The organism is Pseudomonas sp. lyk4-R2A-10 (genome assembly GCF_030209075.1).
GTDB lineage: Bacteria > Pseudomonadota > Gammaproteobacteria > Pseudomonadales > Pseudomonadaceae > Aquipseudomonas > Aquipseudomonas glycinae.
The window spans coordinates 247,449-273,514 of the sequence record NZ_JARVSR010000011.1 but is presented as its reverse complement, the minus strand read 5'-3'; the positions used below and the strand labels follow the sequence as shown (position 1 = coordinate 273,514).

Below are 26,066 nucleotides of genomic sequence, written 5' to 3'. Positions count from 1 at the left end.
CAGCGCTCGTTTATCTCACGCCAACTTTCCTTGTACCGGCGACACTAGCGCCTTCGGTTTACGAAACACCAACACATTGCCCAGCATCACCAGCACCAGTCCCGCCAACGCCGGCGCCGTCCATTGATAGCCTTCGGCAAAGGCCGATACGTTCAGCGCCACCACCGGAAACAGCACCGTGCAATAAGCCGCGCGCTCTGGTCCCATACGACCGACCAGTGTCAGGTACGCGGTGAAGCCGATCACCGACCCGGGAATGACCAGGTACAGCAAGGCGCCGATGTAGCGCGACGTCCATTCCATCTCGAACGGAATGCCCTTGACCAGGCACCACACCGACAGCATCGCTGCACCGTAAGCCATACCCCACGCATTGGTCGTCAGCGGCTTGAGGCCAGCCTTCTGTTGCAGGCTCGAGAGCATGTTGCCCGCCGAGAAACACAAGGTGCCGCAGAGTGCCAGGCCAAGGCCGAGCAGAGTTTGCGGACTGGCGTGATGCCCGGCCAGCTCAGGCCAGAACAACAGGCCCAGACCGCCAAGTCCCAGCGCCCCGCCCATCAGCACATTACGCGCGATACGCTGGCCGAAGAACACTCGCGCATTCAGCGCATTCCACAAGGTCGCAGTAGAGAACACCACCGCCACCAGACCGCTGGGAATCCATTGGCTGGCAGTCAGAAAGCACATGAAATTGACGCAGAACAGGCACAAGCCCTGCGCGACACAGATCAGATGCCCGCGCCGGTTCATCGGTTGCAGGCGCCGGCTGATCAGCAACAGCGCAAACAGCACCAGCGCGGCGAGACCGAAGCGATAGACGATCGACACCGGAATCGCCACCACGCCCAGCTGCCACTTCAAGGCGATCCAGGTGGTGCCCCAGATCAGCACGGTCAACAAATACAACGACAGGTTCATGGCAGACACTCCTCGATTGGGTTTCAGTGTCTGCTGAGGACGACCTTTCACGCTTGCAAAAAATTGCTCTTTTTAACTACCCGCACTGCACGAAGTATTCAAGACTGCGGGGATGTGAGAACAGGCGGTGAGTCTCAACGAGAACATCACCAGAAAGCCCGGTACCAATACAATTTGCGCAACAACGTTGCAGACCGACTGGATCTGCAACGTTCTGGGCCATCCGAAAAACTATACTTTCCACGTATAACCTTCAAAACCATCGACAGTGGGGCCGGAATAATCGAGTGTGTAAAACATAGACAACCAACCAATGCTGTCCCACTGACTATCACGAATTGAGTAGTCGAACTGACCGTCACTCACGTTGATTTCATCCACAAATCGACCATCCTGATTGAAAATCTGGACAACTGCGTTGAACGTGGAAATCAATTTGCATCTGATGCGCAGAATTCGCTCCTCCGATTTCAGGGTAACCTTCATTTGTGCGCGCACACCTTCGGACATGGGGTCACCAGAAAACTCAAGCACATTGCCTAGGAATCCAGCGGCAGTTTCCGTCGGTGTAGCATTACGACAGTTCAATGGAACATCTGCAGCTCCCCATGTCGTTTTTAGTTCAATATCAAAATGGGCAAGCTTGAGGATCTGATGCCGGCCTGGAGTCACGCCTTCAAATCCTTCCTCCCACAATTTTTCTTCCGCCATGATGTTTCACCTTTTAGACCTGGATCGTGAACCCACATCTAATGCTTATTCACCGCATCTACCAACTGTCAGTTCTGACAGTCTCAAAGTACTAAACGCACTAAAAAACCAACCGTTGATACTTTTTTCATGACTTGCGAAAACTTGCGGTTTTTAAGAGGCACAGGCTGGCAGCGCAGAATCTACGGAGTAGGATGCAAGGCGTTGAAGAGAACCGACCATGGCCGCCATCGATACCCTGCAAGTCTTTCAAGCCCTCAACAATTCGCTCAATGCACGCCTGGTGCACAGCGCCGAGTTGGGTGACGGCCTGTCTGCAGCTTTGTGGACCAATCACCACGACGCCCAGGAATACGAAGCGCCGAGCCATCACACCCTCTCCTGCTACATCGCCGGCGGCACCGGCACCTTCCGTCGTGGCGAACCCGGCCACAAGGGCGGCCCGGACAAGCTGTGCATCCTGCCGGCCGACCACGAATCGGGTTGGGTCATTAACGGCGACATTCGTCTGGCTCACCTGTATTTCAGCGCCGAACAATTTGCCCTGGGGTGCGTCACGCTGCTGGATCGCGAGCCCCGGGAAATGCAGCTTCGCGAACAGACGTTTCTGGAAGATCCACAACAGGCCCAACGGTTTCGCCAGTTACTGACCTTGAACTGGGACGAACCCGGCGAACGTCTGCTGACCAGCAGCCTGGCCCACGAACTGATCAGCCATACCCTGTTGAGTCAGGTCGGGGTACGTCAGGGCTTGCGTCTCAAGGGTGGACTGGCGCCGCATCAACGTCGGCAACTGGTGGAATTCATCGACAGCCAACTGGCCGAGCCGATCAGCCTCGGGCAACTGGCCGGGTTGTGTGCGTTGTCGGAATACCACTTTGCGCGGATGTTCCGGGTGAGCTTCGGTCTACCGCCGCATCAGTATGTGTTGGCACGGCGTTTGAGCCGGGCCCGGGAGTTGTTGCGCGGGACAGCGTTGCCGTTGGGCGAGATTGCCCTGGCGTGCGGATTTGCCAGTGCCAGCCATTTCACCAACCGCTTTCGCCAGGTGCTGGGTGGAACGCCCGGCGAGTATCGCCAGGCGTTTTTGCGCTGATCAGAACTCCAGCGTGCTCGACAACGAAATCTGCCGCGAGTCGCCCATCGACACAAAGAACCGGCTCGCCGCCGAGGTGTAGTAGGTGCGGTCGAACAGGTTCTTCACGTTGAGCTGGAACTTGACCTTCTGCCCCTCAACCTTGGTGTCGTAGGTGGCGAACGCATCGGCCACGGTGTAGCTCGGCAGATCGAAATCATTCACTGCGTTACCCGCTCGTTCACCGACATAGCGCGCACCGGCGCCGACCCGAAGTTGATCGCCACCGATCACGCTGCCGAAGTCGTAGACCGCCGACAGCGAGCCGGTATTTTTCGCCACGTTCTGCAGCCTGTTGCCTTTGTAGTCCGGATCTTCCGTAACCTCGGCGTCGGTGTAGGCGTAACTGCCGATCATGCTCCAGCGGTCGCTGAGCTGGCCGGTCAGATCCACTTCCAGGCCACGGGAGCGCACTTCACCGGCGGCGCTGTAGATCGTGGTCGGGCCTTCGGCGTTGGCCACCAGCACGTTGCGTTTCTTGATGTCGAACAGCGCGATGTTGCCGGTGATGCGACCCGGCATGTCGAGGCGTGCGCCCAGCTCCCAGGACTTGGCCTCTTCCGGCGCAATGCTGCCGTCGAGCACGGTGCTGCTACCACTCAACGGAGCGATGGTCGAGTTCGGTTTGAACGATTCGGTGTAGCTGCCGTAGAACGACAGTTCGTCGGTGTAGCGATACACCAGACCCGCGCGCGGCACCCACTTCTGGCCGTTGCTGTCGGTGTTGGCCTTGAACGGCACGCCTTTTCCGGCGTACTGGTCGTACTCCTGGAAGCGCCCGCCGGCCACCAGAATCCACTGGTCATTGAGGTGGATCGAGTCCTGCAGGAACACCGAATCACTGCGCAGCAGATCGGTTTGCGCACTGTCCGCCGGGCTGACGGTGGTGCCTTCGACTTCGCGGCCGTAGACCGGATTGACGTAGCTGAAGGTGCTCAGGCTTTTCTGACGGATCAGGTCGGCGCGGTAGATCTTGCGGTACTCGTCGTCGACGCCGAACACCAGGTCATGCTGCATGCCCAGCACGTTGACCTTGCCTTCGAGGCTGGCGGTGGTGAAACGGTCGGTGCTGATCGCGCCCTGGGTGCCGTCCATGCTGCGGGTCAGGGTGCCTTTTTTGGTGTCGATCGCGGTTACACGGACCTGGCTGGCGTCGTAGGTTTCGCGGTTCCAGCTGTAGCCGAAATGGGCTTTCCAGTCGTCGTTGAGTTCGTGGTCGGCCTCGAAGTGATACAAATCCGAACGCCCTTCCATGTCGTTGAATTTCTCGTCGAGACGTTCGTTGCGCGAGATATCCAGCGGATGGTTGGTGCGCGGATCGATCAGGGTTCCACGATCGAATGGGGTCAGGAATTCACGGTGCTCGTAGGCAAACAACAGCTTGGTGCGCTCGCCATACCAGGCCAGCGACGGCGCAATCAGCGATTCACGGTGAGTACCGAAGTTGCGCCAGTAATCTTCGTCTTCGTGGTCCAGCACCATGCGATACGCGAGACCGGAATCCCCCAGCGCACCGGTGCTGTCGAAGGAGCCGCCGCTGCCATTCTTGCCGTCACCGTAGGTCGAGCCGCGCAGGGTCAGCGCGTTGTACTGAGTCAGCTCAGGCTTCTTGCTGACCATGTTGACCACGCCGCCCGGGTCCTGAATCCCGTAAAGCAGCGAGGCCGGGCCCTTGAGCACTTCGACGCGATCCACGGTCGCGTTCATGCCACGGCCCTGCACCACCGGCATGCCGTCGCGCATGATCGAGCCGTTGCGGTTGTCGCCGAAGCCGCGGGTCATCACCGAATCCTGGGTGCTGCCCAAGGTGTTGCCCTGGGTGATGCCGCTGACGTTGGCCAGTGCATCATCGAGATTACGCGGAGCCTGATCGCGAATGACCTGGGCCGGAATCACGTTGACGGTCTGGGGGATTTCCTGAAGCGAAGCGGAAGAGCGCATCACCGAACTGGTTTCCGGTGGCTGGTAGCTCATCGGCTGGTTGGCCACCGAGGTGATGGTGGTCGCACCGAGGTTCAATGCGCCAGCGGTCGGTTGCGGCTCAAGCGCCAGGGTGTGGCTGTCGGTGCGGCGGAAGGTCAGGCCAGAGCCGGTGAGCAGACGTTGCAGCGCCTGTTCGGCACTCATCTGGCCGTTGATCGGCGGTGCGGTCAGGCCGTAAGGGGCTTCATCGGTGTAGACCACGCTCTGCCCGGTCACGCGACTGAAGTCGCTCAGGGCTTGCGGCAGCGGTTTGGCAGCCAGAGAAAAACTGAATTGCTTTTGCAGCTGACTGCTGACGGATTCAGCGGCCAGCGCCACACTCAGCGGCAACAGGGCCAATGCCGAAAAACTCAAGGCCGAAACGCCTAACCACTGTTTGACCGAACCCGATTTTGCCCTGGACTTCATTGCTCATGACCTGTGTAGAACCGCAACGGATGCGAATGACTCGCAGTTTCAGTCACTACACGGATGGCGTCGGGATTTACCTCACCACAAATTTGAAAATATTTTCAGCGCAGGATAATCAGCTTGTTCAGCACCTGATGCTGCTCGAATCCCAGAACCCCCTGCAGCGAATTCAGCACGGCTTGCGGATCCTTGCTCGGAAAGCTGCCGCTGACCTTGCGCGCGCCCAGTTCGTCGTTGAGCAACACGATTCGCCCGGGGTAATAACGCCGCAGATCCTGCACCACATCGGCCAGTGTCGACTTGTAGTAAGTCAGCCAGCCCTGACGCCACGCCAGTTGCGCTTCACTGTCCACGGCGTGGAGTTTTTCCGCGGTGCCTGCGCTGTACGCCACTTGCTGGCCAGCGGTCAGAACCTGCTGTTGGCCATCGCGGGATGGCGTCACGCCGACGCGTCCGGCCAGCACTGTCACTTGGGCACCTTGCGGTTGCAGGCGCACTTCGAACTGCGTGCCCAACACTCGCGCCTGGCCTTTCTCGGCCTCGACCACAAAAGGATCGCCCGTGTGAGTCACGCTGAAAAATCCGGCGCCCCGGCGCAGTTGCACATGCCGCTCGCCGTGACTGAAATCCACGGCGATAGCGCTGTCGGCGTCCAGCGTCACCTGCGATTGATCGGCGAGGATCACGGTGCGGATCTCGCCCGGTGCCGACACGTAATCGGCGCCCAGATCATCGATCCAGCGCTGCGGCTGCCAACCTGTGCCGAGGCTGATCATCAACAACAGGCAGGCCGCCATGGCCAGCGCGCCGGCCCAACGCCGGACCTGCGGACGACGCGGCCGGTCCATCACATTGAGCAAACCCTGCAACGCCAACGCGTCTTCATCGGCCAGAGTGCGCGCCGGCCCTTCGCTCAACTCCCAGACCACTTGCGCCTGGGCGTAGGCCTCGGCGTGAGCCGGATCGGCATGCAGCCATTGACTGAACGTCAGTTGATCGCCGGCGCTGGGGTGGTCGTGCAACAGGCTCAACCAGGCGAAAGCGGCCTGTTCCTGAGCAGGCGTCGGAATGACGCGTTCGATGTGATTCACGGTGCTTTCCCTGGCGTGCGTGGCGCGGGTTCGCGCAGGCTGGCCTTGCAGGCCTCGAGGGCGCGCATCATATGTTTTTCCACGGCGCTTTGGGACAGGCCCATGGCCTTGGCGATCTCGGCGTACTTGCGCCCGTGGATGCGATTGAGCAAAAAGATCTGCCGCGTGCGCTCGGGCAGCGCGCGCAACGCCGCCTCGACGTGGCGCAAATCGTTGCCCGCTTCGAGCGCCGCCTGCGGTTCGCTGGCGCTGCTGTCCGGCTCGTCCGGTTGCCAGCCTTCGGTGACTCGAACTCGCGCGCCTTCGCTGCGCAAATGATCGATGGCGATATTGCCGGCGCAGCGCAAAAGATAAGTGCTGAGTTCTTCGACCTGCACCAGCGGCCGACGCCAGAAACGCAGGAACAGGTCCTGCACCAGATCCGCCGCGGTCGCCCGGCAACCGACGCGCCGGCTCACCAGCGCTTCCATCTGCGAACGCTGGGACAGGAACACCTGAAGAAAATGCGCACGGGCGCCATGGGGTTCGTCGTCGCGGTGCTCGGGGGGATGGCCGATCAGCATGTCACCACCACGCCCATGCGGCGACGGGCGCAGCCAACAGGCTCAACGCCGCCAGCGCCAATGCCAGTTTTGGTCGGTACGGCATCAGCAGCACCAGCAACAATGCGCTGAACATCGACACGGCGAACCAGTCGACCAGACCAAATCCCCAGTCTTTGGCAGCCACGGCGGCCCAGAGTGAAAGGCACAGCAGCAACCAACCGGCGAGCTTCAGATTTCTAACTCGTCGGGATGAGGGCTTGCGACCCAGCAGCTCATCGTGATGCCGTGGCATCGACAGGCACAACGCTGTGAATCCGACGTAACACAGCAACAGCGCCAGCAACATCAGCGCGTCCCCTGCTCAAGCGTGATCGGCCGGGTCGTTTCACGACGTGTTTTTTCCACTCGGACGGTGTGAGCGGCACGCTGCATTTTCCAGGCAGCCCACGCCAGAAGCAGACCGGCAGCAAGACAGGTCAGGTCGAAACCGGCCAATGCCCAGTCCTTCTGCGCCAGCGTGACGCCGAGGTGATGCGCAGTGGTCAACGCGTTGAGCAACGGCACCGTGGTGAACAGCAGCGCTGCCAGCGTCAATTGTTCGACCCAGGCTTTGCGACCGGGCCGGAGCAACGCATGCACCAGGCTCAATGTCCAAGCGATGAAGAATGTGTTCACTTCCCAGTTGGCCCGGCCGTCGAGACTCAGTGGCAACAGACGGTTGGCCCAGAAGAACGCCGCCACCGCACCGATCAGCCCGGCCATGCTGGCGATGTTCAGCACTTCGACCAGCCGCAGTTCGAACAGCATCACCCCGGTTTTGGCGTGTTTGAGCTGACGCTTGCCGAGCCAGATCACCAGTCCGGTGCCGATCATTGCCGTGCCGGCCAGGCCGCAGATGAAATACAGCCAGCGCAGCACCGGGCCGGCGAAGTGGCCGATGTGCAGACCATAAAAACTGCCGGCAATCGCCATCGGCAGCGGCTTGGCCGGAGTCGCATCGAGGATTTGCCCGCTCACTCCATTGAAGGTCACGTCGTTACCGTATTCGTAGGTGATCCTGTCGGAGCTGGCACGCGCCACCTGCACGGAGGCATTGGTGTCGCCGGGGTTGATCACGGTCACCCGCGCAACATTACCACCGCCCAATTGTTCGCTCGCACGCGCTAGCAGCGGCGCCATTGCAGGTAATGTGGCGGGTATGCCTGCGCGCTCCGGTGTGGGCGCTTCGGGAAACACTTCGTCGTAAAACGCACTGCGATCGCTGCCATAGGACACCAGGAGGCTCGCCGGCATCACCATCGCCATGAAGATCACCAGACTGCTGTAGGTGATCATCAGGTGAAAAGGCAGCACCAGCACGCCCACCGCGTTATGTCCGTCGAGCCAGGAGCGCTGGCCTTTGCGCGGACGGAAGGTAAAGAAGTCCTTGAAGATTTTCTTGTGGGTAATGATGCCGGTGATCAGTGCGATGAACATCACCATCGCAGCGCTGGTCGCCAGCCAGCGACCCCACGGATAAGGCATTTGCAGCTGGAAGTGAAAGCGGTAGAAGAACTCGCCGCCAAAGCTTTTGCGCACGGGCACTTCGGCACCGGTCTGAGCGTCGAGGATCTTTTCGGTGAATCTGCCGCGCTCGCCGGGTCTGGCCGGGGCTTGCTGCCAACTTACAGATATTCCGGGATCGCGCGCATCGGGAAGCGTGATCTGCCAGCTCGGCGCGTCGGGTGCACGCTGCTGCAGATAGGTTTGAGCAAGCGTCAGGCTCGCGGCGGCATCGAGCGGGCGTGACGGGATTTCCGGCTGCATCCAGTGATTGATCTCGTCCTTGAAATAGGCCAGCGTCCCGGTCAGGAAAATCGCGAACAACAGCCAGCCGAAGACCAGCCCGGTCCATGTATGCAGCCAGGCCATCGCCTGCCGAAAACCCTCTTTCATGCCAGACCCAGACCGCGCGCAGCCCCGGAAACAGTCGCCAGAATCACGCTCGGCACCAGCAGACCGACCCACGCCGACCACGCCGTGCGACAGGCGAAACACCAGAGCACCGCCACCAGATAGACCAGAAACGAAACGGTCATGCCGGTCACCACCGCCTCGGCACGGTTCAGCGGCAGCCACAGCGTCAGCGTGACACTGGCCAGCGCCGCGACCAGATAGCCGCCAAACACCGCCGCGAGCACCCGCGAAGTGACGGCCAGACGATAGGACATGGGGAGTGCGGCGAGTTTGGCTTTCATGTTTCGACCCTGAAACGATTAACGTCCGACCAAGACGCCGAACGACAGGTGAGCAATATTAATGATAAATATTCTCATACGCAAAAGAGTCTGATTGCCGGGCATCCCTGACAGCCCTACAATGCGAACCATTCTTGTTCTCTAACGCATCCCGCATGCGCCCGGAGTGATGCCGTTGTCGTCCGCCCATCCTGTCGAATCGCTCTACCAGGCCCACCACAGCTGGCTCACCGGCTGGCTGCGGCGCAGACTCGGCTGCCCGGACAGCGCCGCCGACCTGGCCCAGGACACCTTCATTCGGCTGCTGACCGCCCGCGAGCCGGCGGTGATCATCGAGCCGCGCGCATTCCTCACCACCTTGGCCAAGCGCGTGCTGTTCAACCATTACCGCCGCCAGGACCTGGAGCGCGCCTATCTCGACACCCTCGCGCAGATGCCGGAAATGGTCGCGCCTTCAGAAGAAGAGAAAGCGATCATCCTGCAAACCCTGATGGAGCTGGATCAGTTGCTCGATGGTCTGCCGCGCGCCGTCAAACGCGCATTTCTGCTGGCGCAGGTCGATGGCCTGACCTATCCGCAGATCGCCACCGAACTGGGCATTTCCGTCGCCACGGTCAAACGTCATCTGAATAAAGCGGCGATGCGCTGCTACTTCGCCCTGTGAACCCGCCGATGGATTTTTCCGCGCAGGTCGCCGAACAGGCGGTGCACTGGTTGCTGGAAATGCAGCAGGGCCCCTTGAACCCGCGTCAGCAACAAGCCTGGCAGCAATGGATCGACGCCCACAGCGAACACCGCAGCGCTTGGGAGCACATTCAGCGAGTCAATTCGCGGTTGCGCGGGTTGTCGTCGCCACTGGCCCACGCCGCGTTGAATGCGCCGAAGTCCGGCAGCCGTCGTCAGGCACTCAAATTTTTGCTGATTCTCGGCGCTGGCTCGGCGGTGACCTGGGGCATGCGCGAGCACAATCCTCTGCCATCGCTGCTGGCCGATTACCGCAGCCCGATCGGTCAGCGACGCAAGATCTCGCTCGGCGCCGGCGGCCAATTGCAGCTCAACACCGCCAGCGCGGCGGATGTCCGGGGCGATGGCCTGATCCGCCTGCTCGAAGGCGAAATGCTGCTGACCGCCACTCAATCCTTCGAAGTGCAAACCGCCCAAGGCCTGTTGAAAACCCAGGGTGCGCGGATCAACGTGCGGCAGTTTGCCGACCGTACACAGATCGCACTGTTTGAAGGTCGGGTCGAATTGAACGCGCAAGGTCGCGCGCCGATGCTGCTGCCGGTCGCCCGACAACTGAGTTTCAGCGCCACCTCCATCATTGACGCCAAACCACTGGACGCCAACAGCGGCGCTTGGGCCGACGGCATGCTGGTGGCCGCGCACATGCGTCTTGGCGACTTTCTCGACGAACTCGGCCGCTACCGTCGCGGGCAGCTCCATTGCGATGCGAAAGTCGCTGATTTACTGATCTCCGGGACTTATCCACTGGACGACAGCGAGCGGATTCTCGACCTGCTGGAAATCAGCCTGCCGGTGAAAGTGAAGCGTTTTACTCGCTATTGGGTGACGGTCGAAGCCAAGGTTTGATCAAACGCAAAAATAAATGAGCCGTTTTTCAGATCTGGCGTGACAGAGAAGGAAAGCCCCCTTGATTCAACCTTCTCAGGACTGTCCTTCATGCAACCCACCCGCCTCACGCCGCTGGCCCGAACCCTGCGTAACCTCGTCCTCGGCGCCAGCCTGAGCTTCAGCGCCCTGCCCCTTGCGCAGGCTGCCGACACCAAGGCTTATCACATCGCCCCGTCGTCGTTGGAGAACGCCCTCAACCAGTTCGGCCGTGAAGCCGGTGTGCTGATTTCGTTCGGCTCGCAAGTCACCAGCGGCGTGCAGAGCCGTGGCCTAGAAGGCAGCTACACAGCCGAGCAAGGTCTGAACGCGCTGCTCGAAGGCACTGGTCTGCAAGCCCGCGCCGAAGGTGGCAATGCCTTCAGCCTGCAACCGTCGAACGACGGCGCACTGGAGCTGGACACCTCGAGAGTGGTCGGCGACTGGTTGGGTGAAGCGGCGCAGGTCAACGTCTTCGAACATCCCGGTGCCCGTGACGTGATCCGCCGCGAAGAATTCGAACGCCAGGGCGCGACTCAGGCCCGCGATGTGCTCAACCGCATTCCCGGGGTCAACGCGCCGGAAAACAACGGCACCGGCAGCCACGACATGGCGCTGAACTTCGGTATTCGCGGTCTCAACCCGCGCCTGGCCGCACGTTCGACGGTGTTGATGGACGGCATTCCGGTGCCGTTCGCGCCTTACGGTCAGCCGCAGTTGTCGTTCGCGCCGATCAGCATGGGCAACATGGATGCGGTGGACGTGGTGCGCGGCGGCGGCGCCGTGCGTTACGGCCCGCAGAACGTCGGCGGCGTGGTCAACTTTGTGACCCGGGCGATTCCGGACGAGCCGACCGTCAAGGGCGGCTTCCAGACCGAAACCAGCCCATCGTCCAGCCACGACGGCTTCAAGACCAGCGCCAACCTGCTGGCCGGCGGCACCAATGCCAACGGCCTGGGCGGCGCTCTGCTGTACTCCGGCACTCGAGGCGGCGACTGGCGCGAACACAGCGACACGGAAATCGACGACCTGATCCTCAAGGGCAAATACCAGCTCGACGAAGCCAACAGCTTCAACGCCATGGCCCAGTATTACGAAGGCAAGGCCGACATGCCGGGCGGCCTGAACGTCGCCGATTACGATGCCGACCCGTATCAGTCGACCCGGCCGAAAGACCAGTTCTGGGGCCGTCGCACGATGTTCAATGTCGGCTACCGCTATCAGGAAGACCGCCGCGAATTCACCGCCAATACTTTCTTCACCAAGACCCTGCGCAGCGGTTATCTGGACCAGGGCACCTTCCTCTCCCTGTCGCCGCGCGAGTATTGGGTTCGCGGTCTGGAAACCCGTTTCGCTCAAGGCTTCGACCTCGGCGCCACCAGCCATGAAGTCGGCGTCGGCTATCGCTATATCAACGAGGCCGGCCACGAACTGCGCTATCGCACGCCGATCAGCAGCAATGAGTACCCGACCACCAATAGCCGCAATGACCGCGACACGCGCGGCGGCACCGAAGCCAATGCGTTTTTCGTCGATGACCGGATCGACATCGGCAAGTGGACGATCACCCCGGGTGTGCGCTACGAGATGATCGAATCGCAACAGACCAACAACCTGACCAACGTCAAATACAAGGGTGACTACAACACCGCGCTGCCGGCGCTGAACGTGCTGTATCACCTGTCCGACAGCTGGAACCTGTACGCCAACACCGAAGGTTCGTTCGGTAGCGTGCAATACAGCCAGATGCCCAACCGCGTCAGCAGCGGCGAAGTGAAACCGGAGAAGGCCCGCACCTGGGAACTCGGCACCCGTTACGACAACGGTGCGCTGCGAGCGGAGATCGGCGCATTTCTGATCAACTTCGACAACCAGTACGAAAGCAACCAGACCAATGATTCGGTAATCGCCCGTGGCGAAACCCGGCATCAGGGCATCGAGACCAGCATCAATTATGCTCTCGACGACTTGAGCCCGGCGCTGGCCGGCTTCGATGTTTACGCCACTTACGCCTATGTGAACGCGACCATCCGCGAAGACGGGCCGAACAAGGGCAATCGTGTGCCGTTCTCGTCGAAACACAAAGGCACGATCGGCGTCGGTTACACCGAAGGGCCATGGAAACTCAACCTGGACAGCAGCTTCCAGAGCGACCAGTTCGCCGACAACGCCAACACCTCGAAAGAAAGCGCCGACGGCAGCACCGGCAAGATCCCCGGCTACATGCTGTTCAGCAGCCGTGCCGGTTATGACTTCGGCCCGCAGCTGTCGGACCTGAACGTGGCGGTGGGGGTGAAGAACATCTTCAACACGCAATACTTCACCCGCTCGTTCGATGACAACAACAAGGGCAAGTATGTCGGCGAGCCGCGCACGGTGTACGTGCAGACCTCCGTGGCTTTCTGATCCTGTTGAAAACAGAAAGGGCCTGCAATTGCAGGCCCTTTCTCATTGGGTGGCTTGGAAAATCAGCGCATCAACTGTTGATCGCTGCCTGTTCGTTCTCGTCAAACTCCTCCGCCAATAGCTTGTCATTGGCTTTGCTTGTGAATGGCACCACAGCGGCTCGCGGTTTGCCGCGCAGTTTGCCAAACAGGTGCTCCAGCGCGTGCTCCAGTTTTTCGGCTGCACCATCGATCGCCTGTTCCAGCGAATCGGCTTTGTGGGTGACGGAAATCGGTTGATGGCCTTTTGGCCGCGCTTCCAGTTGGCAGCGCAAATCATGAGGACCTGGTTTGTCACCGTTCTCGTCGCTCAGGTGGACTTCGACACGGGTCAGGTCTTCCTCATAACGGTCGAGCGTGCTCTCAATTGTGGTGCGTACCCACTCCTCCAGTCGTTTGCTGCTTTGAATATGGTTGTCGCTGTTGACTTGGATTTGCATAGTTCATCCCTTATTTCAGCTAGCTCGCAAGAGGCCTGGAACAGGATTTCGTGACCTCTTGATTACAACAATCGGCCCGCCGGACGAACATTTCAACCCCTGAAAAAAGATAAATATTCATTCGCAAAAAAAGCCGGACAACCGAGTAAAGCGCTGGTAAGGTCGGGAGTTGGGTTGCCCCGCCACCCCGAAAAATCTGCTCACAATTGGCCATCACCCAACGGGTGCAGGCTGCGAAAAATCCCCGCCTCTTCCACCAGCCAGTCATGCACCGCCCGCACCCCCGGATGGCTCAGGGCCCCCGGCGCATAAAGCAAGACATAGCGCTTGTGATTGGGCACCGAAATCCCGAACGGCACGATCAACGTCCCCCGCTCCAGCTCATCGTTGAGCAACGTGCGTCGGGCAATCGCCACGCCCATGCCGGCAATCGCCGCTTCGATGGTCAGGTGGTTGCGATTGAACGTGTGCCCGCGCCGCACATCGGCACCCTCGAAACCGATGGCATGCAGATAAAACTCCCACTCCGCGTATTCATAGCTGCCGCGCCAGGCGGTGATGTCATGCAACAGCGGGAAGTGCACCAGATCCGCCGGCCCGTGCAGCGGCGGCCGTCCGCGCAACAGGCCCGGTGCGCACACCGGAAATATCTGCTCGTCGAGCAAGGCTGTGGATAACAGTCCCGGATAACTGCCGTCGTTCAGGTCGATCGCCAGGTCGAAATCCCCCTCATGCAACGGCACGCTGCTGTCCTCGGCCACCAGCCGCAGCTGGATGTCCGGGTAACGCTGTTGCAGGCGCGGCAGGCGCGGGGTCAGCCATTTGCTGAGGAACGATGGAATCGAGCGCACCCGCAGAATCCCGCTGATCATCCCCGCATCCAGCCGACGCAATTCCGCGTCGATGCTGCCGTAAGCCTCGTTGACCGTGATCGCCAGTCGCTGCCCTTCCGCGCTCAACTCCACGCCTCGCGCACGGCGATGAAACAGGCGAAATCCCAGCCGCTCTTCCAGCTGTCGGATTTGCTGACTCACCGCCCCCGGCGTGATGTGCAGTTCTTCGGCACAACGGGTGAATGACAGGTGCCGCGCGGCACAGGAAAACACCTGCAGCCAGACGTAAGTCTGGGCATGCAATTGACGACTCATGGTTTAGTCCTGCTAAAGGCTTACTTAGGAAGTTTCGTTAGTCACGTCGAAGCGAGGTAGGCAGTATCGCCGACATTGCGCTTGTCCTACAAAAAATGGCAGCGATTCCTACTCCATTGCTTGTAAGGGTTTAGCATGGCTATCAGTGTTTTCGATCTATTCAAAGTCGGCATCGGCCCGTCCAGTTCCCACACCGTCGGCCCGATGCGCGCCGCCGCGAGCTTCGCCCAGGCGCTGATCGACCAGCATTTGCTGAACGATGTGCAGCGGGTGGAAATCCGTTTGTACGGCTCGCTTTCGGCCACCGGTGTCGGCCATGCCACTGACCGCGCGACGGTCATGGGTTTGATGGGCGAATGGCCGGACAGCATTGATCCGTCGACCATCGAGCCTCGTATCCAGCAACTGCGCGAAACCGGCCAACTCTCTCTAGCCGGTAAACGCTCAATCGCCTTCAACTGGCAGCACGATCTCCTGCTGCTGGACGAGAGCCTGCCCTACCACCCCAACGCCATGTCGCTGACGGCCTTCGGTGCATCCGGCCAACTGTTCGAGCAAACGTACTACTCCGTCGGCGGCGGTTTCATCATCGAAGCGGCCGAAGCCGAATCCGGCGTAGCGCCGGCCGGCGACGTCGAGTTGCCTTACGAATTCTCCAGCGCCGTCGAACTGCTGGCGCTGTGCAAGCAACACAACCTGCGGGTTTCAGAACTGATGATGGCCAACGAACGGGCCTGGCGCAGCGACGCCGAGATCCGCAAGGGCCTGCTGCACATCTGGTCGGTGATGCGCGAATGCGTCGAGCAGGGCCTGCGTCACGAAGGCATCCTGCCTGGCGGTCTGAATGTTCCCCGCCGCGCTGCGAAATTGCACCGTAGCCTGCTGGAAATCGGCAAGCCGAACGTCATCAGTTCGACCCTGTCGGCGATGGAGTGGGTCAACCTGTTCGCCCTCGCCGTCAACGAAGAAAACGCCGCCGGCGGGCGCATGGTGACCGCGCCGACCAATGGCGCTGCCGGGATCATTCCCGCCGTTCTGCACTACTACATGAAATTCAACCCGGACGCGTCCGACGACGACGTGGTTGCGTTCTTTCTGGGCGCTGCCGCCGTCGGCATCCTGTGCAAGAAAAACGCCTCGATCTCCGGTGCCGAAGTGGGCTGCCAGGGTGAAGTCGGTTCCGCCTGCGCCATGGCCGCTGCGGGTCTGGCCGATGTGCTGGGCGCTACGCCCGAGCAACTGGAAAACGCCGCCGAAATCGGCCTTGAACACAACCTCGGCCTGACCTGCGACCCGGTCGGCGGGCTCGTGCAGGTGCCGTGCATCGAGCGCAACGCCATCGCTGCGGTGAAGGCGATCAACGCCACGCAAATGGCCCTGCGCGGCGACGGCAAACACTTCATTTCCCTCGACCGGGTGATCCGCACCATGCGCGATACCGGCGCCGACATGCATGACAAATACAAAGAGACTTCACGGGGCGGCTTGGCCGTGAGCTGGGTGGAGTGCTGAGGAGCACTCCCTGACCGCCCGTAACACGTGAGCCCGAGCAAGAATAATAACGAGGCAAAAACGATGACCGATGTACGCACACCTGCTGCCGAAAATCCCGCTGTAGACCGCACACGCAATAACGAAACAGCCCACAAGGGCTGGAGCAAATTCGACACCACCTGGATGCTCGGCCTGTACGGCACGGCCATTGGTGCCGGCACCTTGTTCCTGCCGATCAACGCCGGTGTTGGCGGCTTCTGGCCGTTGCTGATCCTGGCGTTGCTGGCGTTCCCGATGACCTTCTTCGCGCACCGTGGCCTGACCCGCTTCGTACTGTCCGGCCGCTCCGGTGACATCACCGAAGTGGTGGAAGAACACTTCGGCATCGGTGCCGGCAAGCTGATCACGCTGCTGTATTTCTTCGCGATCTTCCCGATCCTGCTGGTGTACAGCGTGGCGCTGACCAACACCCTCAGCAGCTTCCTCGAACACCAGTTGCACATCGCCCCGCCACCGCGCGCGGTGCTGTCGCTGGCGCTGATCCTCGGTCTGATGGCCATCGTGCGCTGCGGTCAGAGCGTGATCGTCAAAGCCATGAGCGTGCTGGTGTATCCGTTCGTCGCCGCGCTGCTGTTGCTCGGCTTCAGCCTGATTCCGAACTGGAACGGCGCGTTCTTCGCCAGTGCTCAAGAACCGATGGAAATGTCGGTGTTTCTCAAGACCCTGTGGCTGGCGATCCCCGTGATGGTGTTCTCGTTCAACCATTCGCCGATCATTTCCGCGTTCGCCGTCGAGCAGAAACAACGCTACGGCGACCAGGCCGAACGCAAGAGCAGCGGTATCCTCGCCATGGCCCACGGCATGATGGTGGTGACGGTGATGTTCTTCTGCTTCAGCTGCGTGCTGGCGCTGTCGCCGGCAGACCTGGCAGCGGCCAAGGCGCAGAACATTTCGATCCTGTCGTACCTGGCCAACCACTTCCAGACTCCGGTCATCGCTTACGCCGCGCCGCTGATTGCGCTGGTGGCGATCACCAAATCCTTCCTCGGCCATTACATCGGCGCCAGCGAAGGCTTTCAGGGCATGATCGTCAAAAGCCTGCGCAGCCGTGGCCGAGTAATGTCGGCGAGCTGGCTGAACCGTGCGACCGCGCTGTTCATGATCCTCAGCTGCTGGGCCGTGGCGACCTTCAACCCGAGCATCCTCGGCATGATCGAAACCCTCGGCGGGCCGGTGATTGCCTGCCTGTTGTTCCTGATGCCGATGTACGCAATCCGCCGCGTTCCGGCCTTGCGCCAGTATTCGGGTCAGGTGTCGAACGTGTTCGTGGTGCTGATCGGCCTGATTGCACTGTCAGCGATCATCTACTCGGTTCTGCCCTGAAACGGGCCGTAAACGAAGAAGGCGAGCCATGGGCTCGCCTTCTTTTTGGCCGGTTTCATTGTTCGACAATATTCCCGGCATGTCCCTTGCTACATCGCTGAAGGAGACAGGACCACGGAAGGGCCGATGGTCAGGTTTGGCGAACCAACCCGATCAAGGCCGGTCAACAACTGCACGTTCAATCAGGCGGTGACGCATCATGGACAATCCTTTTCAGATCATTACCGATGCCTTTGCGCCGGACTATCAGATCAACCTGAGCATTCAGGGCCTCGACGGCAGCATCATGCTGACCCTCTCCAATGGCGGCCGGATCGTCGCCAAACGGATGATCAGCGCCGAACAGCGCAATGATCCCAAGCGCCTGAAGCGCCTGGTGCAAAGCATTCAATTCGGCATCGCCATCGAGCAGGGCCACAGCGCCATGGCGATCCTCGATGCCATGACCCGCGGCGACGGAATCGCTCCGCCACCGCGTCAGGCCAAACATCAGCCCCGGCCAGCCGCTGGCGTTTAAAGTTCGCCCTTCTCCACTTCCGGATGTTCACTGGAACCCGTGCCGATCTTGCGGTGCGGGTTCTCGATTTTCACCGAAGGAAACTGCGAGGAGGCGTAACGCACCACCAGAATCGAGAATGCGAGCAGCAGAATCCCGCCGCACAGGTAAATGATCCCCATGTCCGGCGGATTGTGGTGCGAGACGTTGGAGATCAGCAGGCGCGTCAGTGCCGTAATCGCCACGTAGATCAGGAAGCGCACCGGCATGTGGTTGGTCTTGAAGTAAATCCCGACCATCGCCCCCAGTTCCAGGTAGATGAACAGCAGCAGAATGTCATCGATCTTGATGTGCCCTTCCTCGAGCATCCCGAGAAATTCCATCACCGCCGCCCAGGCGGTTACCGCACCAATGGCGAATAGCGCCAGGTAATGGAAGGTCTCGACGAACAGGTTGCCCAGGGACTCGGCCAGTTGATGCACGTTTTGCCGCAGTTTCTCGGCCCAGTTGATTTTCACGATGAAGGTTCCTTAGCCCGGTTCGAGCGGATGTTGCTTGCTGGACGTGACGGTTATTGCGCACGTACGCAGATGCATGCAGAAAAGAGGCCACGCCATCATGGCGAGCCGCCGCGAAACCCGCGCCGTGGCGTTTGGTCGCACCTGTGCGCAGGCGTCGGGCTGACAAAATCCGAATCCGGTCTACATTGAAAAGCCACTACCCAAAGCGCAGGGATTCGCTTATCCTTTTCGCTGTATATAGATACAGTAGTCGCGAAGACAACTTAATGTGAAGGCATGTGAGGTGGTGAATGGCCGTCGAAGTGGTATACCGCAGCAGCCGAGATCTGGAGCGCTTGTTCATGGATAAAGCCGAAGCTGACCGTCATGACAAAATGCTCGAACTGGCCGAACTATTGGCCGAAGTGCTGGAAAAAGCCGTTCCATCGTTGAGCGAGCAGCAAGTGGAAGAAGTTGGGATCTTCATGGCGAAGAACCGCGATGTATTCGCCCGGGCGTTCAAGAGCCAGCCTGATGCCCTGTCGGAGCTAATCAACGCACCGGCTGCACCGGTTGTGGCAACCGAGCCAGCAGACGTGGCTGAACCGGTAGAAGCGCCAGCCAAACCTGCCAAAGCGGCAAAGGCTGCGAAGTAATTGAAGCCTCTGAATTGAATAGCCCCTGAGTTGAAAGACTCAGGGGCTTTTTCATGCCCGGACGAATCTCAGCGGTACAACACCTTTTCCGCCAGTTCGTCAGCCACCCGCGCGGGTGAACGTTTTTCCGCCTGGGCGTGGGCGAAGACTTCGGTAAGGCGCGAGCTGATCTTCGACAGGTGCGCAGTGATGGTCGTCAGCTCTTCGCCCCGATGCTTGAGGGAAACGTAGATCAGCCCGCCGGCATTGATCACGTAATCCGGCGCATACAGGATGCCGCGCCGTTCCAGTTGATCGGCGACGTCCAGGTGCGTCAGCTGATTGTTGGCCGAACCCGCCACCGCCGAGCAGCGCAACTGGGTGACCGTGTGGCTGTTGAGCACACCGCCCAAACCGCACGGCGCGAGAATGTCGCATGGCGTGCTGAGCAACGCGTCGTTGGCGATCGGATGGGCGTTGAGCTGCTCCATCGCCAGTTGCACTTTGCCGTGGTCGATGTCGCTGACCAATAGTTCGGCACCGGCAGCGTGCAGCTGTTCAGCGAGGGCATAACCGACGTTGCCCAGCCCCTGAATCGCCACGCGCAAGCCTTCGAGGTTGTCGCTACCGAGCCGTGCCATCGCAGTGGCGCGAATCCCGGTGAACACGCCCATCGCCGCATGCGGTGCAGGGTCGCCGGCCGAGGTGGTACTGGTGACATGCTGGGTCTGCTGGGCGATGCAATCCATGTCCGCCACCGAAGTGCCGCTGTCGATGGCGGTGATGTAGCGCCCGTCGAGCTGATCGATGCAACGGCCGAAGGCTTCGAACAGTGCGGCGCGGTTTTCCACGTGGGCCGGCCGCACGATCACGGCCACCCCACCGCCTTGGGCGAGACCAGCCAATGCGGCCTTGTAGCTCATGCCCTGGGCCAGGCGTATGGCATCCTCGACTGCGGATTCGTCGTTCGGATAGGCAAGATAACGACACCCGCCCAGGGCTGGCCCGAGGCGACTGTTATGGATGGCAATGACCGCCTTCAATCCGGACACCGGATCAACGCTAAGGTGCAGCGATTCCAGGCGAGTGCTTTGCATGAGAGCGAACATCGGCAGGCTCCCGAATCACTTCTGGTAGACGCCAGTATAGGCTTGCGCCCGAAAATTGCTGAAGCGCACCGGAATAAGCGCCGCCACCGATTACAGGGTTGTGGCATAACCCGATGGCAGCGCGGCCCGGCACTGGACGAATGGCAAAGACGGGGCTAAAACGAGGCATGCCCCGGAGATTTAGATGAGTCCGCGCCAACGTTTCTTCGATTGTCTGCACCGTTCACCGCCCGCGCTGTTCGAAGCGGCGTTGTGGATGGCCGCCGAGCACGACAAACAAGCCGATCCCGAAGCGCTGTTGCAGGAATTCAAGGAACTGCAGCAGCGGGTCAGCTATGGCTTGCCGTTGCTGCCGGTCAGCGAGCTGGCGCAACCGCTGCTGCGGCGCATGACCGATCTGGGGTTTGCCCAGGATGATTTCGTACCGTTGCGCCCACAGGCAGCGATGGTGCACAAAGTCATGCAGACCAAACGCGGCCAGCCGCTGGCGCTGGCACTGATCGCTCTGGAACTGGCCCGTGGTCTGGAGATTCCGCTGGTTGGCGTGAACTTCCCCGGGCATTTCCTGCTCAAGGTTCCCGGGGCCGATCACCTGCTCGATCCGTGCGGCGGACGACGTCTGTATCCGAACGATTGCCGCGAACTGCTGCATCGCCAGTACGGCCATCAGATGAAACTCAACGCCGACCACCTGCTGACTGCCACTCCTCTGCAAATGCTTCAGCGTCTGTCACGCAACCTGCGCCAGTTGCACCTGACCCACGACGACTTCATCGCGGCGCTGATCGATGCCGAGCGCGTGCTCGAGCTGGGCAACGCCAGCGCCGCCGACTACCTGGCGCGGGCCAGTCTGTACCAGCGTCTCGATTGCCCGAACGCCGAGCGTTTCGATCTGGAGCATGCGCTATTGCTCAGCGACGACCCGATTCAGCGACTTCGCCTGACGGAACGGCTGGGCCATCTGCCACCGAACGCGGTTGTCCACTGAACAGCGCAGTGGCTGGCGAACGCACCTGAATGATCAGCAACGCCGCAATCACCGCCGGAATCGCGCAGAAGAAGAAAATCTGCTCCACCGGAATGTGCGTTGCCAGCAACAGGCTGCCGAACAGCGGCCCGAGAATCGAGCCGAACCGCCCTACTCCCAACGCCCAACCGGTGCCGGTGGCGCGCACGTGGGCCGGATAGAAATTGCTGGCGAACGCATTAAGCGTCAGTTGCCCGCCGATGATGCAGAACCCCGCCGCAAACACACAGGCCACCAGATAGCGCGGATTGTCATGATTCAGGCCCAGCAGGATCGTGCACACCGCCGCGCCGGCCAACACGCCGGACAACAGAAGCACCTTGCTCTTCAGCCGGTCGGCGAACCACGCCATGCAGATCGCCCCCAACGTGCCGGCGAACAGGAACATCGACGTCACCAGGTTCGCTTCATTGAGTTTCAGGCCACTTTCCAGCAGCAGCGACGGCAGCCAGCTGATCATGAAATACAGCAGGATCAGGCTGACGAAAAACGTCGCCCAGATCAGCAAGGTCGGACGTGCGTAACCATTGCGGAACAACTCCATCACGGTCAGTTTGCTGCCCTGCTCGCGCTCATTCTGCTCGACCGATGCGGCGGGCGGTTGCCAGTCTGGCAGCATTCGCGCGGTGACTTTGCGCAGGCGCGCATAGGGTGGTGCGTCACGCAGCAGTCGTGGCAAGGATTCCGGCAGCATCCACCAGAGAAACGGGAACAACAGCAACGGCGTGACACCGCCGGCGAGGAACACCGCTTGCCAACCGAAACGGTCAATGAAACCGGCCGCGACAAAACCACCCGCCGCACCGCCGAAAGAAAAACCGCAGGCCGCCAGCGTCACCATCAGCGTACGCAGGCGTGGCGGTGAATATTCCGACATCAACGCCATGGCGCTGGGCATCGCGCCGCCCATGCCGATGCCGCAGATGAAACGCGCGATCATCAGGGTATTCAGGGAATCGGCGAACACCATCAGCACGGTGAGGCTGGCGTAGATCAGCACGCAGGCGAGCAGAATCCGTCGAACGCCGAAGCGATCGGCCAGCGGCGTCACAGCGAGCGAACCGAGGGTCAGGCCCAGAAGGTTGGCGCTGAATACCGGACCGAATGCGGATTTTTCCAGGCCCCAGTCCTGCGCCAGTGCCGGCACCACGTAACCGAGCACCTGGGCGTCATAGCCGTCGGTGACCAGCAGCAAGGCGAGAAGAATCAGGAGCAACCACTGAAAGCGGGACACAGGACGGGCGTCGAGTGCCGCCCGAAAGCTGGCAATCTGGTTATGCATCGCAAGGTACCTGTTTTGTTTTTATGATTTTTTGCGGGTAACCGTAATGGCTCCCGTGCGCTGCACGAGAGCCATCAAATGCTACTTCGGCGTGTCCGGCTGATTCGCCGGATGCGCCGCAATGAACGCCGGATGTTCAGCAGCCAACGCAGCCACCCGACGAATCCGTGGATACGCCTCCAGCGAAACATTGAAACGCTCGGCCGCGTACAACTGCGGAATCAGGTACACGTCCGCCACACACGGCCACTCGCCGAAACAGAAGCCGCTGTCGCCGATCAACTGCTCCACCGTCGCCAGCCCCTGACTGATCCAGTGGCCGATCCACTCGTTGACCTGCGGCTCGTCATGCCCCAGACCGCGCAGGCGATTGAGCACGCTGACGTTGTGCAGCGGATGCACGTCGCAGCCGATCACCGCCGCCACACCGCGCACCCGGGCGCGGGCAACGAGGTCTTCGGGCAACAACGGCACCTGTGGATAACGCTCCTCCAGATACTCGATGATCGCCGGCGACTGAATCAGCAACTTGCCATCGTCAGTGCGCAGCGCCGGCACCCGGCCCTGGGGATTGATCGCCAGGTACGCCGGTTGCCGATGCTCGCCACCGGGCGGTGCGATCAGGTTGACCGGCAACGCCTGATAGTCGAGGCCCTTGAGCGCCAGCGCAATCCGCACCCGGTACGACGAGGTGGAACGGTAATAGGTGTAGAGATCCATGAGCCGCTCCTGTCAGCGCGCCGCCAGCACGGTGCCACGGCATTCGCCGAAACCGATGGAGGCAAAACCTTCGCGGGCGCAGCGGGCGCGCAGGATGATTTCGTCGCCGTCCTCAAGGAATTTGCGCACCTCACCGGAGGCCAGTTCGATCGGCTTTTTGCCGCCCTCGGTGATTTCCAGCAGGCTGCCGAACTGACCGTTCTCAGGGCCGGACAAAGTGCCCGAACCGAACAGGTCACCGGCCTGCAACTGGCAGCCATTGACGCTGTGGTGCGCGACCATTTGCGCGACGGTCCAGTACATGTAACGGGTGTTGCTCAGGGTCAGGCGATGGGCCGGCAGGTTCTGCTCGCGCATTTTCTCGGTGAGCAGCAGCACTTCCAGCTCGATGTCAAAGCCACCACCCTCCTGATCGCGCTTGTCGAGCAGGTACGGCAGCGGCTGCGGGTCACCTTGCGGACGCGCCGGCTGCGCGGTACGGAATGGCGCCAGCGCTTCGGCGGTCACCACCCATGGCGAGACGCTGGTGATGAAGCTCTTGGACAGGAACGGGCCGAGCGGCTGGTATTCCCAGGCCTGGATGTCACGGGCCGACCAGTCGTTGAGCAGGCAGAAACCGGCGATGTGTTCGGCGGCATCACCAATGGCGATCGGCTCGCCCATCTCGTTGCCCTGACCGATCCAGATCCCCAGTTCCAGCTCATAGTCCAGCCGCGCGCACGGGCCGAAGGTCGGCTCGGTTGCGCCGGCCGGCAGGGTCTGGCCTTTAGGGCGGCGCACGTCGGCACCGGAAGCGCGCACAGTGGACGCGCGACCGTGGTAGCCGATCGGCACGTGTTTGTAGTTCGGCAGCAACGGGTTGTCCGGACGGAACAGTTTGCCGACGTTCTGCGCGTGTTCGATGCCGACGTAGAAGTCGGTGTAGTCACTGATGCGCGCCGGCAGGTGCAGCTGGCAATCGGCGGCCAGTGGCAGCAGTTTTGCGCCCTGGGCTTCAATGTTGCCGCGGTGAGTGCTGCCTTCGCTGAACAGTTCCAGCAGACGCTCGCGCAAGGCAGCGCGGGCGTCGCGGCCGAGTTCGAAGAACGCGTTCAACTGACCGCCGCGCATGGCTTCGACTGCACTGCGCGCGGCGCCGTCGAACAGACCGGATTCCAGCGCCACTTGCAGATCGAAGATGTGTTCGCCAATCGCCACGCCCGCGCGCGGTGCCGAACCGTTGGTGCTGAATACGCCCAGCGGCAGGTTCTGCAATGGGAAATCCGCGTGACCGTTGGCCGAGGCGACCCAACTGCGGGTGATGGAATTCTGAGTCATGGGTTATCTCCGGGTCGGATCGAACGTGGCGGGCAGCGTGGCCCAGCAGGCGTCGTAAGTGGATTGCAATTGCGGGCAGTCGAGGGCGAAGCGGCTTGGGCGCAGCACCTGGCTGGTCTCGAACATGAAGGCCATGGTGTTGTCGATCTTCGCCGGTTTGAGGTCCGCGTTGATAGCTTTGGTGCAGGTCTCGCCGTCCGGGCCGTGGGCGCTCATGCAGCTGTGCAGGGACGCGCCGCCGGGCAAGAAACCTTCGGCCTTGGCGTCGTATTCGCCCTGGATCAGGCCCATGAATTCATTCATCAGGTTGCGGTGGAACCACGGCGGACGGAAGGTGTTCTCGGCCACCATCCAGCGCGGCGGGAAGATCACGAAGTCGAGGTTGGCCAGACCGTGGACGCTGGTCGGCGAGGTCAGCACGGTGAAGATCGATGGGTCCGGGTGATCGAAACTGACGGTGCCGATGGTGTTGAAGCGGCGCAGGTCATACTTGTACGGCACGTTGTTGCCGTGCCAGGCGACCACGTTCAGCGGCGAGTGATTGAGTTCGGTACCCCACAACTGGCCGAGGAATTTCTGCACCAGGGTGGTCGGTTGTTGCAGGTTTTCGTAGGCGGCGACCGGGGTCAGGAAATCCCGTGGATTGGCCAGGCCGTTGCTGCCGATCGGCCCCAGGTCCGGCAGGCGCAGTGGCGCGCCATGGTTCTCGGCGACGTACCCGCGTGCTTGCGGGTCGAGCAGTTCGACGCGGAATTTCAGGCCCCGTGGCAACACGGCGATTTCCAGCGGCGCCACGTCCAGCACACCCAGTTCGGTGGCGATGCGCAAGCGACCCAGTTGCGGTACCAGCAGCAGCTCGCCGTCGGCGTTGAAGAACACGCGCTCCATCGAACGGTTGGCGCCATAGTGATAGATGCTGATGCCGGCCGGTTTGTCGGCGCCGGAGTTGGCCGCCATGCTCACCAGACCGTCGATGAAGTCGGTCGGTTCGGTCGGGAGGTCCAGCGGGTTCCAGCGCAGGCGATTGGGGGTCACTTCACCCAACGGGCCGCCCGCCAGTTGCCGCTCCAGTTTGACGAATGCCGGGTGATTGGCCGACGGCTGGATCCGGTACATCCACGTACGCCGCGCTTCGCTGCGGGTCATGGTGAACGCGGTGCCGGAGAACAGTTCGGTGTACAGACCGTACGGGGCTTTCTGCGGGGAGTTCTGGCCGACGGGCAGTGCGCCGGGCAACGCTTCCGAGCTGAATTCGTTGCCGAAACCGGACTGGTAAGCCAGGGCTGAATCGAGGTTCATGGAGCCTCCTGAACAGGGCGTCGGCATGGCCGGACGCTCTGGATCAGAGGTCTTGGCACGCCGGGGTTATTTTTATCGTAATTCAATTACGCATAACGTAATTTGCTCGCTATCCAGCGTCAAGCTATAAAGA

General features: G+C 61.0%; 24 protein-coding genes and 1 pseudogene. 9 read left to right on the top strand and 16 right to left on the bottom strand.

What is annotated here, in order from left to right:
• Nucleotides 1–15: 15 nt before the first annotated feature.
• On the bottom strand, nucleotides 16–918 hold the full coding sequence (locus QRN46_RS18355) for a DMT family transporter (protein WP_011332535.1): 903 nt from the start codon (nucleotides 916–918) through the stop codon (nucleotides 16–18).
• 231 nt (nucleotides 919–1,149) lie between these two features.
• On the bottom strand, nucleotides 1,150–1,629 hold the full coding sequence (locus tag QRN46_RS18350) for a hypothetical protein (protein WP_041475143.1): 480 nt from the start codon (nucleotides 1,627–1,629) through the stop codon (nucleotides 1,150–1,152).
• Nucleotides 1,630–1,849: 220 nt separating this feature from the next.
• On the opposite strand from QRN46_RS18350, the gene QRN46_RS18345 reads away from it, so the two are divergent.
• A complete protein-coding gene (locus QRN46_RS18345; protein ID WP_011332533.1) occupies nucleotides 1,850–2,725 on the top strand; it encodes an AraC family transcriptional regulator in 876 nt (291 codons plus the stop codon).
• Here QRN46_RS18345 and QRN46_RS18340 read toward each other — a convergent pair whose 3' ends face one another.
• From QRN46_RS18340 to QRN46_RS18315, 6 genes are all read right to left on the bottom strand, one after another.
• A complete protein-coding gene (locus QRN46_RS18340) occupies nucleotides 2,726–5,155 on the bottom strand; it encodes a TonB-dependent siderophore receptor (RefSeq protein ID WP_285356375.1) in 2,430 nt (809 codons plus the stop codon).
• A gap of 104 nt (nucleotides 5,156–5,259) precedes the next feature.
• A complete protein-coding gene (locus tag QRN46_RS18335) occupies nucleotides 5,260–6,249 on the bottom strand; it encodes a FecR family protein (RefSeq protein WP_285356373.1) in 990 nt (329 codons plus the stop codon).
• Entirely contained in the window at nucleotides 6,246–6,812 is a 567-nt protein-coding gene (locus QRN46_RS18330; protein WP_285356371.1) for an RNA polymerase sigma factor, read from the bottom strand. The genes QRN46_RS18335 and QRN46_RS18330 overlap by 4 nt, the downstream gene beginning before the upstream one ends.
• A gap of 1 nt (nucleotide 6,813) precedes the next feature.
• Complete coding sequence (locus QRN46_RS18325) at nucleotides 6,814–7,140, bottom strand: DUF3325 domain-containing protein (protein ID WP_285356369.1); 327 nt, start codon at nucleotides 7,138–7,140, stop codon at nucleotides 6,814–6,816.
• Nucleotides 7,140–8,729, bottom strand: a complete 1,590-nt coding sequence (locus QRN46_RS18320; RefSeq protein ID WP_285356367.1) for a PepSY-associated TM helix domain-containing protein — start codon at nucleotides 8,727–8,729, stop codon at nucleotides 7,140–7,142. Before QRN46_RS18320 ends, QRN46_RS18325 begins: the two co-directional genes overlap by 1 nt.
• Nucleotides 8,726–9,031, bottom strand: a complete 306-nt coding sequence (locus tag QRN46_RS18315) for a DUF3649 domain-containing protein (RefSeq protein WP_007957267.1) — start codon at nucleotides 9,029–9,031, stop codon at nucleotides 8,726–8,728. Before QRN46_RS18315 ends, QRN46_RS18320 begins: the two co-directional genes overlap by 4 nt.
• Before the next feature lie 175 nt (nucleotides 9,032–9,206).
• On the opposite strand from QRN46_RS18315, the gene QRN46_RS18310 reads away from it, so the two are divergent.
• The 3 genes from QRN46_RS18310 (at nucleotide 9,207) to fecA (ending at nucleotide 13,045) form a co-directional block, all read left to right on the top strand.
• The gene (locus QRN46_RS18310; RefSeq protein WP_285356980.1) at nucleotides 9,207–9,695 is read left to right on the top strand and encodes a sigma-70 family RNA polymerase sigma factor; all 489 of its coding nucleotides are present in this window, start codon (nucleotides 9,207–9,209) and stop codon (nucleotides 9,693–9,695) included.
• On the top strand, nucleotides 9,692–10,621 hold the full coding sequence (locus tag QRN46_RS18305; protein ID WP_285356365.1) for a DUF4880 domain-containing protein: 930 nt from the start codon (nucleotides 9,692–9,694) through the stop codon (nucleotides 10,619–10,621). Before QRN46_RS18310 ends, QRN46_RS18305 begins: the two co-directional genes overlap by 4 nt.
• Nucleotides 10,622–10,711: 90 nt before the next feature.
• Nucleotides 10,712–13,045, top strand: coding sequence for a TonB-dependent Fe(3+) dicitrate receptor FecA (gene fecA, locus QRN46_RS18300; RefSeq protein ID WP_201819077.1), 2,334 nt, complete (start codon nucleotides 10,712–10,714; stop codon nucleotides 13,043–13,045).
• Nucleotides 13,046–13,115: 70 nt separating this feature from the next.
• On the opposite strand, the gene QRN46_RS18295 is transcribed toward fecA, so the two are convergent.
• Together QRN46_RS18295 and QRN46_RS18290 are read right to left on the bottom strand one after the other, a co-directional pair.
• A complete protein-coding gene (locus QRN46_RS18295) occupies nucleotides 13,116–13,523 on the bottom strand; it encodes an HPF/RaiA family ribosome-associated protein (RefSeq protein WP_011332524.1) in 408 nt (135 codons plus the stop codon).
• 200 nt (nucleotides 13,524–13,723) lie between these two features.
• Nucleotides 13,724–14,671 carry a LysR substrate-binding domain-containing protein gene (locus tag QRN46_RS18290; protein WP_201819070.1) on the bottom strand — a complete coding sequence of 316 codons (948 nt, stop codon included), beginning with the start codon at nucleotides 14,669–14,671 and terminating at the stop codon, nucleotides 13,724–13,726.
• 135 nt (nucleotides 14,672–14,806) lie between these two features.
• Between QRN46_RS18290 and QRN46_RS18285 the strand changes: the two genes are divergently transcribed.
• From QRN46_RS18285 to QRN46_RS18275, 3 genes are all read left to right on the top strand, one after another.
• Entirely contained in the window at nucleotides 14,807–16,183 is a 1,377-nt protein-coding gene (locus tag QRN46_RS18285; protein ID WP_285356360.1) for an L-serine ammonia-lyase, read from the top strand.
• Nucleotides 16,184–16,246: 63 nt separating this feature from the next.
• Nucleotides 16,247–17,548 carry an HAAAP family serine/threonine permease gene (locus QRN46_RS18280; RefSeq protein WP_201819068.1) on the top strand — a complete coding sequence of 434 codons (1,302 nt, stop codon included), beginning with the start codon at nucleotides 16,247–16,249 and terminating at the stop codon, nucleotides 17,546–17,548.
• Between the two features lie 199 nt (nucleotides 17,549–17,747).
• Nucleotides 17,748–18,065, top strand: coding sequence for a DUF3509 domain-containing protein (locus tag QRN46_RS18275; protein WP_201819066.1), 318 nt, complete (start codon nucleotides 17,748–17,750; stop codon nucleotides 18,063–18,065).
• Here QRN46_RS18275 and QRN46_RS18270 read toward each other — a convergent pair.
• Complete coding sequence (locus QRN46_RS18270) at nucleotides 18,062–18,562, bottom strand: phosphate-starvation-inducible protein PsiE (protein WP_007957255.1); 501 nt, start codon at nucleotides 18,560–18,562, stop codon at nucleotides 18,062–18,064. The two genes, QRN46_RS18275 and QRN46_RS18270, sit on opposite strands and share 4 nt — an antisense overlap.
• 293 nt (nucleotides 18,563–18,855) lie before the next feature.
• Between QRN46_RS18270 and QRN46_RS18265 the strand changes: the two are divergent.
• A pseudogene (locus QRN46_RS18265) lies at nucleotides 18,856–19,113 on the top strand (YebG family protein); the annotation flags it as partial.
• Nucleotides 19,114–19,268: 155 nt separating this feature from the next.
• On the opposite strand, the gene QRN46_RS18260 reads toward QRN46_RS18265, so the two are convergent.
• The gene (locus QRN46_RS18260; RefSeq protein ID WP_011332519.1) at nucleotides 19,269–20,288 is read right to left on the bottom strand and encodes a Glu/Leu/Phe/Val dehydrogenase family protein; all 1,020 of its coding nucleotides are present in this window, start codon (nucleotides 20,286–20,288) and stop codon (nucleotides 19,269–19,271) included.
• 184 nt (nucleotides 20,289–20,472) lie between these two features.
• Here QRN46_RS18260 and QRN46_RS18255 point away from each other — a divergent pair, with 184 nt between their 5' ends.
• The gene (locus QRN46_RS18255; RefSeq protein WP_011332518.1) at nucleotides 20,473–21,276 is read left to right on the top strand and encodes a SirB1 family protein; all 804 of its coding nucleotides are present in this window, start codon (nucleotides 20,473–20,475) and stop codon (nucleotides 21,274–21,276) included.
• Here the strand turns inward: QRN46_RS18255 and QRN46_RS18250 are convergent.
• From QRN46_RS18250 to hmgA, 4 genes are all read right to left on the bottom strand, one after another.
• The gene (locus tag QRN46_RS18250) at nucleotides 21,200–22,597 is read right to left on the bottom strand and encodes an MFS transporter (RefSeq protein ID WP_285356354.1); all 1,398 of its coding nucleotides are present in this window, start codon (nucleotides 22,595–22,597) and stop codon (nucleotides 21,200–21,202) included. The two genes, QRN46_RS18255 and QRN46_RS18250, sit on opposite strands and share 77 nt — an antisense overlap.
• Before the next feature lie 81 nt (nucleotides 22,598–22,678).
• On the bottom strand, nucleotides 22,679–23,317 hold the full coding sequence (maiA, locus tag QRN46_RS18245; RefSeq protein WP_011332516.1) for a maleylacetoacetate isomerase: 639 nt from the start codon (nucleotides 23,315–23,317) through the stop codon (nucleotides 22,679–22,681).
• Nucleotides 23,318–23,329: 12 nt separating this feature from the next.
• Entirely contained in the window at nucleotides 23,330–24,634 is a 1,305-nt protein-coding gene (gene fahA, locus QRN46_RS18240; RefSeq protein WP_011332515.1) for a fumarylacetoacetase, read from the bottom strand.
• 3 nt (nucleotides 24,635–24,637) lie between these two features.
• Nucleotides 24,638–25,933 (bottom strand): homogentisate 1,2-dioxygenase, encoded by a 1,296-nt coding sequence (gene hmgA, locus QRN46_RS18235; protein WP_221615062.1) that lies wholly within the window; start codon nucleotides 25,931–25,933, stop codon nucleotides 24,638–24,640.
• Nucleotides 25,934–26,066 lie beyond the last annotated feature (133 nt).